This is a genomic window from Xanthobacter pollutisoli, from assembly GCF_040044995.1.
Classification (GTDB): Bacteria; Pseudomonadota; Alphaproteobacteria; order Rhizobiales; family Xanthobacteraceae; genus Xanthobacter.
In genome coordinates, this window is the sequence record NZ_JBDZDP010000015.1 from 58,273 (window position 1) to 73,351 (window position 15,079).

Sequence of the window (15,079 nt, forward strand, 5' to 3'; positions counted from 1 at the left end):
CCGCGTTGGCCCGCAGCGTCGTGTCCGTCGCGCCGGTGCTTGACCGCCCCCTGCGGGCAGGCTCTAAGCACGGCGGCAACCGGTCTTCCCACATCGCGGCGGCGGCCGGCTTCGTCAAGAGGCGTGCTCTGGCCCTTTGGTCGGAGGCGCCCCGGGTTTGCGGCTGAATGGTCTCCACCGTCCCTTCCGCGGCGCGCGTGACGCGCCTTCTCGATGCCGCCCGGCCGGAGGCGGTGGCCGAGGCGGCGCGGCTGCTCGCGGCCTCCAGCCTCGTCGCCTTCCCTACCGAGACGGTCTACGGCCTCGGCGCCGATGCGTCCGACCCGGCCGCGGTCGCCGCCCTCTACGCCGCCAAGGGCCGGCCCGCCTTCAACCCGCTGATCGCCCACACGGCCGACGTGGCGGCGGCACGCCGGCTCGGCCGCTTCGGGCCGGCTGCGGAGCGTCTGGCGGAGCACTTCTGGCCGGGTCCCCTCACCCTGGTGGTGCCCTATATCGGCGGCGATGGGGCGTGCGATCTGGCGCGCGCCGGGCTTTCTACCATCGGCCTCAGGGTGCCCGCCCATCCCGCCGCTCTGGCGCTCATCTCCGCCTTCGGCGGGGCGGTGGTTGCGCCGAGCGCCAACCGCTCCGGCCGCGTCTCGCCCACCACCGCCGCCCATGTGATGGAAGACCTCGCCGGCCGCATCGACGCGGTGCTCGACGCCGGCCCGACCCGCGTTGGCGTGGAATCCACCATCCTCGACCTCACCGGGGAAACCCCCGTGCTGCTGCGGCCCGGCGGCCTCGCGAGGGACGCCATCGCGGCGGCGCTGGGCCATCCCGTCGCCTCGGCCGGCGGCGGCGCCGACGCGCGCCCCCTCGCCCCGGGCCGCCTCGCCTCCCACTACGCGCCGCGCGCGCTGCTGCGCCTCGATGCGGCCGAGGTGCGGCCGGGCGAGGCGCTGCTCACCTTCGCCGGCGCCCACCCGCCGGGCAGCGACAGCGCCGCCGAGATCCTCGACCTCAGCCCCGCCGGCGACCTCATGGAGGCCGCCGCCCGCCTCTATGGCGCGCTGCGCGCCCTCGACGCCACCGGGGTCGGCGCCATTTGCGTCGTGCCCTTGCCCCGCTCCGGCCTCGGGGAAGCCATGGCCGACCGCCTCGCCCGCGCCGCCGCGCCCCGTCCCGAACCGACCGACAGCGAGATCCCCGCATGACCTCCCACACCGCCCGCGTCGACGGGATCGAGATCGCCATCGACCATGCGGCCGACGCCGACGCGGATGCCCTTGCCGCCTTGTGGGAGCGCGCCGGCCTGACCCGGCCGTGGAACGATCCCCACGCCGACATCGCTCTGGCGCGGCGGGGCCCCCATTCCACCATCCTCGTGGCGCGCGCCGAGGGCCGCATCGCCGGCTCCGCCATGGTGGGCCACGATGGGCACCGCGGCTGGGTCTATTACCTCGCGGTGGAGCCGGAGCTCCAGGGCCGCGGCCTCGGCCGGGCGCTGCTGCGCGCGGTGGAGGACTGGCTGCGCGCCCGCGCCATCCCCAAGCTGATGCTGCTCGTGCGCCCCGACAACGAGAAGGTGCGCGGCTTCTACCAGGCCGAGGGCTATGTGGAGGAGCCGCGCGTGGTGTTCTCCCGCCGGCTCGACGGCAAGTAGGAGGCGCCCCGCCCCGCGCGCGTCAATCGCCGTTTGGATGGGGTGCCGGCAAAAGTGTTGATCCGCCGCAACGCCTGCCGGCCGCGGTGGAATATGGTATGGCAAGAACAAGAACGCCAAGACGTCGCCGAGGGAGGCGCCCCACTCCATGTCCACGCTGCTCGTGACCCATCCCGCCGGGCTGAACCACGCCACGCCCCTCGGCCATCCCGAGCGCGCCGACCGGCTGCGCGCCCTCGACCGCATCTTCGAGCAGGAGAAGTTCGCCCATCTGGTGCGCGACCTCGCTCCCCTCGGCGCGCGAGAGGACATCATCCGCGTCCATCCCGCCGATTTCGTCGACGCCATGGGCGAGGCGGTGCCGCAGGAAGGGCTGGTGCGCATCGATTCCGACACGGTGTTGTCGCCGGGCAGCTGGGAGGCGGTGCTGCGCGCCGTGGGCGGCGCCTGCTTCGCCGTGGACGAGGTGATGGAGGGCAAGGTCTCCAACGCCTTCGTCGCCATGCGCCCGCCCGGCCATCATTGCGAGACCCGCCGGCCCATGGGCTTCTGCCTGCTGAACCAGGTGGCCATCGCCGCCCGCCATGCCCAGGCGAAGCACGGCCTGCAGCGGGTCGCCATCGTCGATTTCGACGTGCACCACGGCAACGGCACGCAGGAGATCTTCTGGGCCGACGACAGCGTGCTCTATTGCTCCACCCACGAGATGCCGCTCTATCCCGGCACCGGCGCGGTGGGGGAGACGGGCGTCGTCAACACCATCGTCAACGCGCCGCTGCGCTCGGGCGACGACGGGGCGGTGTTCAAGGAGGCGATGGAGAGCCGCATCCTGCCGCGCATCACCTCCTTCGCCCCGGACCTCATCCTCATCTCGGCCGGCTTCGACGCCCACGTGCGCGATCCGCTGGCCTCTCTGCGCCTCGTCGACACGGATTTCGGCTGGATCACCCGCCGGCTGATGGAGATCGCCGACCAGAAGTGCGAGGGGCGCGTCGTCTCCCTGCTGGAAGGCGGATACGACCTGGAAGGCCTCGCCACCTCCGCCGCTGCCCATGTCTCGGCGCTGATGCACGGCTGAAGCGGTCGCCATTGCGGCGCGGCGGCGGGGGCAGGTCCCGGTCGCGCCATGGGCCCTCCGGTCAAGCCGGCGGGCGACAGTTATGAATAGGGGCAAGGCTTCCGCAAAGAACTGTGCGGCTCCCTCCCCGCGGGGAGAGGGGAAGCGGACACCCCCCGTGCAACTCCCGGTCGAACCATGGGCCCTTCGGTCAAGTCGGCGGGCGACGGTGGCGGACCACTGGGGCCAGCCTTAGCGAAAGAACCGAGCGGCGCCCTCTCCCCGTCGGGGAGAGGGATGGGGTGAGGGGTGACGCGGCCGGTGGAACCATGGGGCGTCCCGCCCGACGCCCTTTCCCCTCATCCTGCCCTCTCCCCGCGGGGAGAGGGGCTTCCGCCTCGGCCACCATGCAGCACCCGCCTACCCATGGGCCCTCCGGTCAAGCCGGAGGGCGACGGCGGGAGATAACGAAGGGCGACGGGGGGTGGGGGACGCGGGTTGGGGCTGTGGAGGTCGAGGTGGTGGAGGACGGGCGCCACAGGTGAGGCCGACGGCGGGAGAGGAAACCCGCCCTCGCTCTCAGCCGCGCCCGTCGGCGCCGCCCCCGCCTCAGCGGTGTTCGCCGGTGGGGAGATAGGGGCGCAGGGCGTGGGCGAGTTTCGAGGGGGTGAGGGTCTGGAGCCACACCTTGCCGGGGCCGGAGAGGTGGGCGAGGAAGAGGCCGTCGCCGCCGAAGATCATGTTCTTCACGCCCCGCACGGTGGTGATCTCGAAGCTGACGCTCTCCTCGAACATGCCCACGTGGCCGGGATGGACCAGAAGGTCCTGGCCCGCCGTGAGGTCGTAGCTGACGATCTCGCCGCCGAGCTCGATGAAGGCCGTGCCCTCGCCGGTGAGATGCTGGAGCACGAAACCCTCGCCGCCGAACACGCCGGCCCCCAGCGACTGCTGCACCCCCACCCCCAGCGCCAGCGTCGGCGCGCCGGCAAGGAAGCCGTGGCGGTGGATGAGATAGCCGCGGCCCGCGCCCACCCGCGTCTCGATGATGTTGCCCGGCACCGTGGCGGCAAACGCCACCAGCGCCTCGCCGCCCTCGGCGGTAAATTCGGTCATGAACAGCCCGCCCCCGCCCAGCGCCCGGCCGATGGCGCCGAAGAAGCCGGAGGAGCCGCCCGTGGCGGTGGTGGTGCGCATGGCGACGTTGGAGGTCATCCAGGAGAGCCGGTCGGTCTCGGCGAGCACCGTCTCGCCCGCCTCCAGCGTGAGGGTGAGGACGGGAAGCGTCGTCCCGGTGATCTCGTGGCGCATGACTGTCCCTCCCGGTATGGCCGCACCGACGCGGCGGCGCAGATTAGAGCGTGATTCGCCCGCAGTGAAACCGCGCGGCGGCTGTATCCGTTTCGCCCGCGCACCGCCGGTCGGCGACGCACAGACGGGCGGAATCGGATAGAAGCATCGGGCGCTCCCGCGGAAGGACCTGCCGTGAAAAAACTCCCGTCGCTCGCCCCCTCCCTGGCTTTTCTGCTGATGGCGTCTTTCCTCGCTGCGGGCGCGATGCCCGCCGCGGCGCAGCAGCCGGTGCGGCTCTCCTTCCTCAACGCGCCCTTCCCCGGCGAGCCCATCCGCCGGCCGCCCACGCTCGGGCTCTCCATCGGCGGGCCGGTGCACAGCGCGGTGATGGATACGGGGTCCACCGGCATCGTCGTCTCGGCCACGTCCATCGCCGGGTTCGATGCGCTGCCCCAGCTCGGACCGGGCGAGCTCACCTACACCTCGTCCGGGCGGGTGATGCGCGGCGTCTATGTGGAGACGCCGGTCACCATCGTCGGCGCCGACGGCGCCAGCATCACCACCCGGCCCATCCGCATCCTGGCAGTAACCCGCATCGACTGCCTGGAGAGCGCGCGGGACTGCCGGCCCATCGACGCGCCGCGGCGGGTCTCCATGCTGGGCATCGGCTTCGCCCGGTCCCACGACCACCAGCCCGGCGCCGGGCCGGCGCGCAATCCCTTCCTCAACCTGCCCGGCATGGGGGATGCCGGCGGCCCTGGCCGGCTGCGGCGCGGCTACATCGTCGATCGCGAAGGGGTGCAGGTGGGCCTCGGCGAGGGCGACCGCGCGGCCTTCGCCCGGGTGAAGCTGGCGCGGGACGGCGCTGCCGGCGACTGGGCCGCCGCGCCGGTCTGCATCGGGCTGGAGGACCGCACCCCCGATGCGTGCGGCACCATGCTGCTCGATACCGGCGTTTCCACCATGTACCTGTCCCTGCCAAGCGCGCAGACGGACGGCCTCGAGACCTACGACATGCGCGGCGACAGCGTGCTCGCCGACGGCGTGCGGGTGCGGGTGCGGCCCGGCCCGGACGCCCCGGCACCGGACTACGGCTTCATCGTCGGCGACCGGCGCGAAGGGGTGGTGCCGGAAAAGGTCATCGTCGTCGGCCGCGGCGAGCGCCCCACCTTCATCAACACCACGGTGCGGGCGCTGAACGCCTTCGACTATCTGTTCGACCAGGATGCCGGCGAGGTCGGTTTCCGCCGGCGCTGAGCGCGAGCGCGCGAGCCGAGAGGGGCCATAAACCGCTGGCGTCGTGGCGGGGCCTCGGCGAACCTGCGGCGGGTGCATGGCTTGCGGGGGGCGTCATGGTCTTCTGGGTTCCGATCCTGTCCTACGCGGCGGTGGTGCTGCTCGCCGCGGTCTCTTTCGCCCGCGCTCCGGCCCCGCGCGGGCCGCGGCTTCTCGCCCGCCTGCTGCTGCGTTACGTCAATCTCTTCCCGGTGGGTCTGGTGGGTCTGTGGGCGGCGCTGGGCCACATCGTGTTTCCCGCCCGCTCGGCCGCCGCCATCGGCTGGGCCCCGAGCCCGTTCCAGACCGAGGTGGGCACCGCCAACCTCGGCATCGGCATGGCCGGGCTTGTGGCCGCCTTCTATCCCAACTGGGGCTTCCGGGCCGCCGTCGCGATCATGGTGGCGGGCTTCCTCGGCGGGGCGGCGGTGAACCATGTGGCGGAGATCGCGCGCACCGGCAATCTCGCCGCCGGCAATGCCGGCCCCATCCTCTATCCCGACGTGCTCACGCCGCTTTTGCTCGTCATCCTGCTTGCCCTGACCTGGCGATCCGACCGCTCCGCCGTCGCGTAGCACACGGAAAGAAAGAGCAAGCCCGCTGATGGTGGACGAGGAAAGAAACCGCTTTTCGGCCCGCGCCGCGCGCTATGCGCGGGTGGGCGCGAACGTGGGCGGCGTGGCCGCGCGCATTGCCGGCACCCGCCTCATGGGCCGCGAGGGCGAGGGCAATGCGGCCGCGCTCGCCTCCGCCCTCGGCGGTCTGAAGGGACCGCTGATGAAGGTGGCCCAGCTCATGGCCACCATCCCCGACGTGCTGCCGCCGGAATACGCCAGCGAACTGCAGAAGCTGCAGAGCGACGCCCCGCCCATGGGCTGGGCCTTCGTGCGCCGGCGCATGATGGCGGAGCTGGGCCGGGACTGGGAGCAGCGCTTTGCCTCCTTCTCCCACCAGCCCTCCGCCGCCGCCTCCCTCGGGCAGGTGCACAAGGCGGTGACGCTGGACGGCGAAACGGTCGCCTGCAAGCTCCAGTATCCCGACATGCAGGCGGCAGTGGAGGCGGACCTCGCCCAGCTCGACGTGCTCTTCTCCATCCACCGCCGCATGGACGGCGCCATCGACACCCGCGAGATCGCCGGCGAAATCGGCGCGCGGGTGCGCGAGGAGCTGGACTATCGCCGCGAGGCGCGCCACGCCGCCCTTTATGCCTACATGCTCGCCGATGCGCCGCAGGTGCGTGTTCCGCGGGTGCGCGAGGACCTGTCCACCGGCCGGCTGCTGACCATGCAGTGGCTGGAGGGCGAGAAGATCCTCGGCTTCACCGAGCATCCCCTCGCCGAGCGCAATGCCCTCGCCGAGGCCATGTTCGCCGCCTGGTGGCCGCCCTTCTCGCGCTTCGGCGTGATCCACGGCGACCCGCATCTCGGCAACTACACCGTCTTCTCGCAGGAGGGGCGGCCGGCGGGCATCAACCTCCTCGACTACGGCTGCATCCGCATCTTCCCGCCGGCCTTCGTCGCTGGCGTTGTCGACCTCTATCGCGGCCTGATGGCCGGGGACGAGGCACGGGTGGTGCACGCCTATGAGAGCTGGGGCTTCAAAGGACTGAAGCGGGAATTGATCGACGTCCTGAACATCTGGGCCCGCTTCATCTACGGCCCGCTGATGGACGATCGGGTGCGCACCATCGCCGACGGGGTCGGGCCCGGCCAATATGGGCGCAAGGAGGCCTACACCGTGCACACGGCGCTGAAGCGCCTGGGACCGGTGACGGTGCCGCGCGAGTTCGTCTTCATGGATCGGGCCGCCATCGGCCTCGGCGCGGTGTTCCTGCATCTCAAGGCGGAGCTGAACTTCCATCGCCTGTTCGAGGCGGCCGTCGCCGACGTGTCCGCCGAAAGCGTGGCGGCGCGACAGGCCGAGGCGCTGAAGGTGGCGGGGCTGTAGATATTTCGCTTCCCCGTCGCGATGCCGGGCCGCCCTCGGCGAACTCTTGCGCTGGACCAGCCTCTCCCTCCGCTCGGCGGGGGACCGGAGCCCTAGACTGGCCGGCCCTCGATCACGGCCGCACCATCCGGCGCGCGCAGGAGCGGCAGCGGGGCGATGCGACGGTGGAAATGCACCATGAAGGCGGTGCCGAACACCGGGACGATGAGATTGAGCACCGGCACGAACAGCAGCGGCGCGATCAGCAGTCCGCCGAGGAAGACCTGCACCGCATGCGCCTGCCGGAGCGCGCGGGCCTCCTCGGGCGTGCGGTAGCGCATGGCGGCGAGCTCGAAATATTCCCGGCTGATGAGGTAGGCATTCGCCACGTAGAAGACGACGAGGTTCACCCCCGGCACCAGCAGCAGCAGCAAGGCGACGAGGTTCACCAGCAGAACCAGGCCGAAGAAGCGCAGGGAATAGAGCAGCTGGCGCAGCACCGGCTGGGGCGTGCCGGCGGGATCCGCCGGATAGCTCGCCCGCTCCACCCGCTCGGCCACCTCGTCGAGGAACAGGCCGGCCACCAGCGAGGAAACGGCCGGCATCAGATAGACCACGCCGAACACGAGGCCCAGGCCCGCCACCACCTGGAGCGTCGTCTCGACCCAGGGATAGGACGGCACGTCGACGAAATAGGTGAGCGCCGCCTCCAGCCCCACCGCGAGGGCGATGAGGAGCACCACGGCGAGGCCGATGGATTTCAGCAGCACCCCGCGCAGCAGCGGAGAGAACGTCTGTCTCAGGGCGGCGATGGCGGCAGCGAACATTTTCAATCCCGTTCAGGCGCGAGCGACAGGTCGGATGCGGCGTCCCTCCCCTCAGGGGTCAGGCGGTTCACAGCGTGACCCTCACCGCATTCGTTACTTGCAGAACGCCCCATTGGTGAAATCGCTCCGCATAGATGCGCCGGATCTCGGCGAGGCGGGCGGCGGCTTCGGGCGTGTCGGGATGATAGATGAGCACGAGGCGCATGCCCTCGCGCACCACCTGCGCCGTCCCGTGGGCCTCGCCCTTCACCTGGCCGTAGGCCGCGATCACCGTGAGTCCGTCCGGGAAGCGCGCGGTGATCTCGGCGGCAAGGAAGGCTTCCCATTCCTGGTCGCTGACCCCGCTGCCGTCGGCGCTGGCGAGGCCGAACAGCAGCTTGGTCTCAATCATCACCGTGCTCATGCCGGGCGCGAACGGCTCGGTTCGTGCCTCCTCCGCATGGGCGGGGGCAAAGAGCAGCAGGGCGGCGAGGATCAACGCGCCGAAAGCGAAAGCGGGTCGGGATGGGAAGGGGCGACGCATGGCGGGCGGGCTCCGGATGGCTCGTCCTGATACACCAAGGCCCGCGCTTGCGCGCAACCTGTGGCGCAAGCCCTCCCCCCGCAGCCGCGACACCGTGTCCGCCGCGAACGAATGTTCGCTCTTGTCCACAGGCCCGCCGTGATGTATTGCGAACGAACATTCGCTCTCACAACGAGCCGCCGACGCATGACCCGAGCCGACACCAGTCCCGATGCGGCTCCGCCCGGCCGGCCCCTCGCGCGCCGGGCCGCCGCCGGTTCCTCGGCCACCGGCCCCGCCGACGCGCCGCGCGAGCGGACGGATCAACGCCAGGATCAGCGACAGGACCATCGGCAGGAGCAGCGCAAGCGCATCCTCGACGCGGCGGTGGCCTGCTTCGGCCGTGACGGCTTCCACGGCGCCTCCATGCAGAAGATCTGCGCCGAGGCGGGCATGAGCCCGGGCGCGCTCTACCGCTATTTCCCCTCCAAGGAATCCATCATCGCCGCCATCGTCGAGAGCGAGCGTGCCGACCGGGTCGCCATCCTCGACAGCATCGCCCGCGCCCCCTCGGTGCTGGCGGCGCTCACCGAGTGCCTGCGGCTGGTGCTCACCGAGGCCATGTTCGCCAGCGCGCGGCTCGGGCCGGAGATCATGGCGGAAGCCATCCGCAACGCGGACTTGCGCGCCGCCGTGGAACCGCACGAGCACGAGAGCCGCTGCCAGCTGCGCAATGCCCTCGCCATAGCGGTCACCCAGGGCGAGGTCGATCCCGAGCTCGACCTCGACATGGTGGTGCTGATGCTGCAGCTCATCGGCGACGGCCTCATCCTCCACGGCCAGCTGCATCCCGAATGGAAGCTCCTCGAGCGCCTCCCCGCGCTTGAGACCCTCGTGCGGCGCATGGTCGGCCCGCCGCGACCGGTGTCCGAATGACACGCGCCGCCACAAACCACCGCCCGGCCGCCCCGCTTCCGTCACGGGAATGCCGCGGTCTCCCCACACCTTCCCGGCCGTTCCGGAACGAGGTCCCCAGCGTCATGTCCGCCCCCGCCCGCCGTGCCTCCCTCGTCCGCCGCATGGCAGCCTTCGCGCTCGCCGCCGCCCTTCTGGCCGCGGCCGCGCCGGTGACGGCCGCCGCCGAGGCCGCGAAGACCGACGGCGCTCCCAAGGCGCCGTCCGCCCTCGCGGTGACCGTGGTGAAGCCGCGGCCCGACACCCTCAACGACACCCTGCTGGTGACCGGCACCGTCATGCCGCGCGAGGAGATCGAGGTGGGGCCGGAAATCGAGGGCTACCGCCTGATGGAGATCCTGGTGGAGGCCGGCGACCGCGTGGAGAAGGGCCAGGTGCTGGCGCGCCTCTCCCGCGAAGTGCTCGAGACCCAGCTGGCCCAGAACACCGCCTCCGCCGCCAAGGCCCGCGCCGCCATCGCGCAGCAGCGCGCCGCCCTCGACCAGGCCCTCGCCCAGGAGACCGAGGCCACCTCGGCCGTGGAGCGCACCCGCCAGCTGCGCAAGACCGGCACCTCCTCCCAGGAGCAGCTGGACGAGCGCGAGCGCGCGGTGAAGGTGGCGACCGCCCAGGTCGCCGCCGCCCGCGAGACGCTCGTTGCGGCCGAGGCCGAGTCCGTCTTCGTCAAGGCGCAGCGCGACGAGATCGAGGTGAAGCTGAACCGCACCGATGTGCGAGCCCCGGCCAAGGGCCTCATCCTCTCCCGCGAGGCGCGGCTCGGCGCCATCGCCCTGTCCACCCGCACCTCGCCCCTGTTCCGCATCGCCGAGGACGGCGCCATGGATCTCGAGGCCGACGTGCCCGAAGGTGCCATGCCGCGCATGAAGGACGGCCTCGGCGCTCAGGTGCTACCGGCCGGCTTCGAGGCGCCCCTGTGGGGCAAGGTACGGCTTGTCTCCGCCGAGGTGGACCGCGCGTCGCGCCTCGGCAAGGTGAAGATCGCGTTGCCCGACGACCCGCGCCTGAAGTCTGGCGCCTACGGCCGCGCCGTGGTCACCCTCGGCGAGGTGAAGGGCCTCACCCTGCCCCAGTCGGCGGTGATGTTCGACGTGGAGGGCGCCTATGTGCTCACCGTCACCGACGGCATCGTCGGCATCCGGCGCATCGTGCCCGGCCTGAAGAAGGACGGCCGCATCCTCGTCACCGACGGGCTCTCCCCCGGCACCGACGTGGTGGCCCGGGCGGGCAGCTTCCTGCGTGACGGCGACCGGGTGACGCCGGTGACGGCGCCCGTCTCCCTGGGCGAGGCACGCTGATGGCCCTCAACGTCTCCGCCTGGGCGATCCGCCGGCCGGTCCCCGCCCTCGTCTTCTTCTTCATTCTCACGGTGCTCGGCATCGTGCAGTTCCGCGACCTGCCGGTCACCCAGATGCCCAACATCGACCTGCCCATCGTCATGGTGACGGTGACGCAGGCGGGCGCCGCGCCGAGCGAACTCGAGACGCAGGTGACCAAGAAAGTGGAGAACGCCATCGCCGGCGTCTCGGGGGTGAAGCACATCACCTCCTCCATCAGCGAGGGCGCGAGCGTCACCACCGTGGAGTTCCACCTGGAGACGCTGGTGGACCGCGCGGTGAACGACACCCGCGACGCCGTCACCAAGATCCGCACCGATCTGCCGCGCTCCATCGACGAGCCGCAGATCCAGCGCATCGACATCGAGGGCCTGCCCATCGTCACCTTCGCCGTCTCCGCGCCCAACATGAGCGCCGAGGAGGTGAGCTGGTTCGTCGACGACACCATCGCCCGCACCCTGCAGGGCGTGCGCGGCGTTGCCCAGGTGAAGCGGCAGGGCGGCGTCGACCGCGAGATCCGCGTCGCCCTCGATCCCGACCGGCTGATGGCGCTGGGCATCACCGCCGCCGAGGTCAGCCGGCAGCTGCGCGCCACCAATCTCGACGTGTCCGGCGGGCGCGGCGAGGTGGGCACGCAGGAGCAATCCATCCGCACCCTCGCCGGCGCGTCCTCCGTGGAGGCGCTGGCGGACACCCGCATCGTTCTGTCCAACGGCCGCTCGGTGCGCCTCGGCGAACTGGGCCGGGTGGTGGACGGAGCTGCGGAGCAGCGCGTCTTCGCCCGGCTCGACGGCAAGAGCGTGGTGGCCTTCGGCGTCTACCGTGCCAAGGGCTTCTCGGACGTGACGGTCTACGACCGGGTGAACCAGGACCTGGACCACCTGCGCGCCGCCTATCCCGGCGTCACCATCACCGAGATCGACACCACGGTCCGCTACACCAAGTCGGACTATTCCAGCGCCATGCACACGCTGGTGGAGGGCGCGATCCTCGCGGTGATCGTGGTGTTCCTGTTCCTGCGCGACATCCGCGCCACCCTCATCACCGCGCTCGCCATCCCGCTGTCGATCCTGCCCACCTTCTGGATCATGGACATGCTGGGCTTCTCGCTGAACGCGGTGAGCCTGCTTGCCATCACCCTGGTGACCGGCATATTGGTGGACGACGCCATCGTGGAGATCGAGAACATCGTCCGCCACATGCGCATGGGCAAATCGCCCTATCGCGCGGCCATCGAGGCGGCGGACGAGATCGGTCTCGCGGTGGTGGCGACCACCCTCACCATCGCCGCTGTGTTTGCCCCCGTGTCGTTCATGGGCGGCATCGCCGGGCAGTATTTCAAGCAGTTCGGCCTGACCGTTGCCATCGCCGTGCTGTTCTCGCTCGCCGTGGCGCGGCTCATCACGCCGCTGGTGGCGGCCTATTTCCTGCGCGACAATGGCCATCGCGAAGCCCGCGACGGCCTGGTGATGCGCGGCTACGTGCGCCTGCTCGCCTGGTGCGTGCGCCACCGCTTCGTCACCATCGCGGCGGGCCTCGCCATCTTCGCCGGCACCATCTTCCTCTCCACCCTTCTCCCCTCGGGCTTCCTGCCTACCAACGACATCTCCCGCTCCCTGCTCTCGGTGGAGATGCCGCCCGGCACGACCCTCGCCGAGACCCAGAAGGCATCCGACGAGATCACCCGCGCGCTGCTGAAGCAGCCCGAGGTGCTGAGCGTCTATGCCACGGCGGGCGCCGGCGGCTCGGGCGGGCTTTCGCTGACCGCGGGCGAGGTGCGCAAGGCGCAGATCGTGGCGAACCTGAAGCCGCGCAGCGAGAGGGCCATGGACCAGAAGGCGTTCGAGACGGAATTCTCCAAGACCCTCGCCGCCATGCCGGACATGCGCTTCTCCTGGAGCGGCAATGGCCGCGACACCCAGCGCGGCTTCCAGGTGATCCTCTCCGGCGCCGACGGCGCGGCGGTTGCCGAGGCCGCCGTGGGAGTGGAGAAGGCGGTGCGGGCGGACGTGCCCCAGCTCGCCAACGTGGTCTCCTCCGCCGCCCTCGACCGGCCGGAGATCCGCATCGTCCCCAAGCTCGACGAGGCGGCGGAGCTGGGCGTTTCGGTGGACACCATCGCCGAGACGGTGCGCATCGCCACCATCGGCGACATCTCCGCCAACCTCGCCAAATTCTCCGCCAAGGACCGGCAGATCGACATCCGGGTGCAGCTGGACGAGAAGGCCCGCACCCGCCTTGCCACCTTCGACGCGCTGAAGGTGCCCACCGCCGCCGGCGGCGCGGTGCCGCTCTCTTCGGTGGCGGACGTGCGCTTCGGCAAGGGCCCCACCTCCCTCGACCGCTACGACCGGGCCCGCCGCGTGGCCGTGGAGGCGGACCTCGTGGGCGACACGCCGCTGGGCGACGCCCTCGCCAGGGTGAAGGCCCTGCCCGCGGCGCAGAACCTGCCGGCCGGCGTGACCCTAAAGGAGGCCGGCGACGCCGAGATCATGGAGGAGGTGTTCTCCGGCTTCGCCATGGCCATGGCCGCGGGCCTGATGCTGGTGCTGGCGGTGCTGGTGCTGCTGTTCCACGACCTGCTGCAGCCCATCACCATCCTGGTCTCGCTGCCGCTGAGCGTCGGCGGGGCGTTCATCGCCCTGCTCATCACCGGGCACGCCATGTCCATGCCGGTGGTCATCGGCTTCCTGATGCTCATGGGCATCGTGACGAAGAACGCCATCCTGCTGGTGGATTTCGCCATCGAGGCCATGCACCAGGGCGTCACCCGCACCACCGCCCTCATCGAGGCCGGCCGCAAGCGCGCCCAGCCCATCGTCATGACCACCATCGCCATGGTGGCGGGCATGGTGCCCTCGGCGATGGCGCTGGGCGACGGCGGATCGTTCCGCGCCCCCATGGCCATCGCCGTCATCGGCGGCCTCATCACCTCCACCGTGCTGTCGCTGGTCTTCGTGCCGGCCGTGTTCACCGTGATGGATGATCTGAGCCACCTCTTCGGCCGCCTGTTCGGTCGCTTCGTCGGCAAGAAGGACGAGGCCTACGACCACGGTCTGCCCGGCGGCCTGCACCATCCGGCCGGCGAATAACCCGGCCTTCAGGTCTTTCACGGCCCTCCCCTCCACCGGACGGGAGGGCCGATTGACTCGCGCCGACTTCTGTACCATTCAGTAAAGAATGGACCGATCGGTACAGGAGAGCCCGATGTCCCGCCCCCCGCTGCCGCCCTTCACCGTCGAGACCGCCGCCCAGAAGGTGCGCATGGCGGAGGACGCCTGGAACACCCGCGACCCCGAGCGCGTCTCCCTCGCCTACACGCCGGACAGCCGCTGGCGGAACCGCTCGGACTTCCTTGCCGGCCGGGAGGAGATCGTCGCCTTCCTCACCGCCAAGTGGCGCAAGGAGCTGGACTATCGCCTCATCAAGGAGCTCTGGGGCCTGAACGACAACCGCATCGCCGTGCGCTTCCAGTATGAGTGGCACGATGCGGATGGCGCGTGGTACCGCTCCTATGGCAACGAGCAGTGGGAGTTCGACGCCGAGGGCCTGATGCGCCGGCGCGAGGCGTCCATCAACGACGTGGCCATCCGGGAGCAGGATCGCCGCTTCCTGTGGCCCCTCGGCCCGCGCCCGGCGGACCACCCGGGGCTCACCGAACTGGGCATGTGATGGCACGAACGGTCACCGAGCGCGCGGACATCCTGCCCCTTTTGGGCGAGGTGTTCCGCGAGCACGGGTTCGAGGGGGCGAGCCTCGCCCACATCACCGCCCGCACCGGCCTCGGCAAGGGCAGCCTCTACCACTTCTTTCCCGGCGGGAAGGAGGAGATGGCGGCCGCCGTGCTCAACGAGATCGACGGCTGGTTCGAGGCCAACGTCTTCGCCCCCCTGCGCGCGGACGCCGACCCTTCCGCCGCGGTGGACGACATGCTGGAGCGCACCGACACCTATTTCCGCTCCGGCCGGCGGGTCTGCCTCGTGGGACTTTTCGCCCTGGGCGACGTGCGCGACCGCTTCGGCGCCGCCGTGGCCGGCTATTTCGCCCGCTGGCGCGACGCCCTCGCCGCCGCCCTCACCCGCGCCGGCCGGCCAGCCGAGGATGCCACGGCGCTGGCGGAGGATGCGGTGCTGGCGATCCAGGGCGCGCTGGTGCTGGCCCGCGCCCTCGACGAACCCGCGGTGTTCGGCCGCGCCATCGAGCGGCTTCGGGGGCGGCTCCAGGTGCGAAGTTAAAAGATAAACA

The 15,079-nt window shown here is 71.1% G+C and carries 14 protein-coding genes; 11 read left to right on the forward strand and 3 right to left on the reverse strand.

What is annotated here, in order from left to right:
- Positions 1–167: 167 nt before the first annotated feature.
- The 3 genes from ABLE93_RS21105 to ABLE93_RS21115 all read left to right on the forward strand — a co-directional run bounded on the left by ABLE93_RS21105 (position 168) and on the right by ABLE93_RS21115 (position 2,726).
- Positions 168–1,199 carry an L-threonylcarbamoyladenylate synthase gene (locus ABLE93_RS21105; protein WP_348841798.1) on the forward strand — a complete coding sequence of 344 codons (1,032 nt, stop codon included), beginning with the start codon at positions 168–170 and terminating at the stop codon, positions 1,197–1,199.
- Positions 1,196–1,648 (forward strand): GNAT family acetyltransferase, encoded by a 453-nt coding sequence (locus tag ABLE93_RS21110; RefSeq protein ID WP_348841799.1) that lies wholly within the window; start codon positions 1,196–1,198, stop codon positions 1,646–1,648. The genes ABLE93_RS21105 and ABLE93_RS21110 overlap by 4 nt, the downstream gene beginning before the upstream one ends.
- Before the next feature lie 148 nt (positions 1,649–1,796).
- On the forward strand, positions 1,797–2,726 hold the full coding sequence (locus ABLE93_RS21115) for a histone deacetylase family protein (protein ID WP_348841800.1): 930 nt from the start codon (positions 1,797–1,799) through the stop codon (positions 2,724–2,726).
- A 588-nt stretch (positions 2,727–3,314) separates the two neighbouring features.
- On the opposite strand, the gene ABLE93_RS21120 is transcribed toward ABLE93_RS21115, so the two are convergent.
- Positions 3,315–4,013 (reverse strand): TIGR00266 family protein, encoded by a 699-nt coding sequence (locus ABLE93_RS21120; RefSeq protein ID WP_348841801.1) that lies wholly within the window; start codon positions 4,011–4,013, stop codon positions 3,315–3,317.
- 174 nt (positions 4,014–4,187) lie between these two features.
- Between ABLE93_RS21120 and ABLE93_RS21125 the strand changes: the two genes are divergently transcribed.
- The 3 genes from ABLE93_RS21125 to ABLE93_RS21135 all read left to right on the forward strand — a co-directional run bounded on the left by ABLE93_RS21125 (position 4,188) and on the right by ABLE93_RS21135 (position 7,217).
- On the forward strand, positions 4,188–5,252 hold the full coding sequence (locus ABLE93_RS21125) for a hypothetical protein (RefSeq protein WP_348841802.1): 1,065 nt from the start codon (positions 4,188–4,190) through the stop codon (positions 5,250–5,252).
- A 95-nt stretch (positions 5,253–5,347) separates the two neighbouring features.
- Positions 5,348–5,845: a DUF6790 family protein gene (locus ABLE93_RS21130; RefSeq protein WP_348841803.1), complete on the forward strand. Its 498-nt coding sequence runs from the start codon at positions 5,348–5,350 to the stop codon at positions 5,843–5,845.
- A 28-nt stretch (positions 5,846–5,873) separates the two neighbouring features.
- On the forward strand, positions 5,874–7,217 hold the full coding sequence (locus ABLE93_RS21135) for an ABC1 kinase family protein (protein WP_348841804.1): 1,344 nt from the start codon (positions 5,874–5,876) through the stop codon (positions 7,215–7,217).
- Between the two features lie 92 nt (positions 7,218–7,309).
- On the opposite strand, the gene ABLE93_RS21140 is transcribed toward ABLE93_RS21135, so the two are convergent.
- Together ABLE93_RS21140 and ABLE93_RS21145 are read right to left on the reverse strand one after the other, a co-directional pair.
- Complete coding sequence (locus tag ABLE93_RS21140) at positions 7,310–8,023, reverse strand: sulfate transporter family protein (RefSeq protein ID WP_348841805.1); 714 nt, start codon at positions 8,021–8,023, stop codon at positions 7,310–7,312.
- Positions 8,024–8,090: 67 nt separating this feature from the next.
- The gene (locus ABLE93_RS21145) at positions 8,091–8,546 is read right to left on the reverse strand and encodes a DUF3574 domain-containing protein (protein ID WP_348841806.1); all 456 of its coding nucleotides are present in this window, start codon (positions 8,544–8,546) and stop codon (positions 8,091–8,093) included.
- Positions 8,547–8,732: 186 nt separating this feature from the next.
- Here ABLE93_RS21145 and ABLE93_RS21150 point away from each other — a divergent pair, with 186 nt between their 5' ends.
- From ABLE93_RS21150 to ABLE93_RS21170, 5 genes are all read left to right on the forward strand, one after another.
- Entirely contained in the window at positions 8,733–9,461 is a 729-nt protein-coding gene (locus tag ABLE93_RS21150) for a TetR/AcrR family transcriptional regulator (protein WP_348841808.1), read from the forward strand.
- Between the two features lie 104 nt (positions 9,462–9,565).
- A complete protein-coding gene (locus tag ABLE93_RS21155) occupies positions 9,566–10,795 on the forward strand; it encodes an efflux RND transporter periplasmic adaptor subunit (RefSeq protein WP_348841809.1) in 1,230 nt (409 codons plus the stop codon).
- Positions 10,795–13,926 (forward strand): efflux RND transporter permease subunit, encoded by a 3,132-nt coding sequence (locus ABLE93_RS21160; RefSeq protein ID WP_348841810.1) that lies wholly within the window; start codon positions 10,795–10,797, stop codon positions 13,924–13,926. Before ABLE93_RS21155 ends, ABLE93_RS21160 begins: the two co-directional genes overlap by 1 nt.
- A gap of 115 nt (positions 13,927–14,041) precedes the next feature.
- Positions 14,042–14,506 (forward strand): nuclear transport factor 2 family protein, encoded by a 465-nt coding sequence (locus tag ABLE93_RS21165; protein WP_348841811.1) that lies wholly within the window; start codon positions 14,042–14,044, stop codon positions 14,504–14,506.
- The gene (locus ABLE93_RS21170; RefSeq protein ID WP_348841812.1) at positions 14,506–15,069 is read left to right on the forward strand and encodes a TetR/AcrR family transcriptional regulator; all 564 of its coding nucleotides are present in this window, start codon (positions 14,506–14,508) and stop codon (positions 15,067–15,069) included. Before ABLE93_RS21165 ends, ABLE93_RS21170 begins: the two co-directional genes overlap by 1 nt.
- Positions 15,070–15,079: the final 10 nt, after the last annotated feature.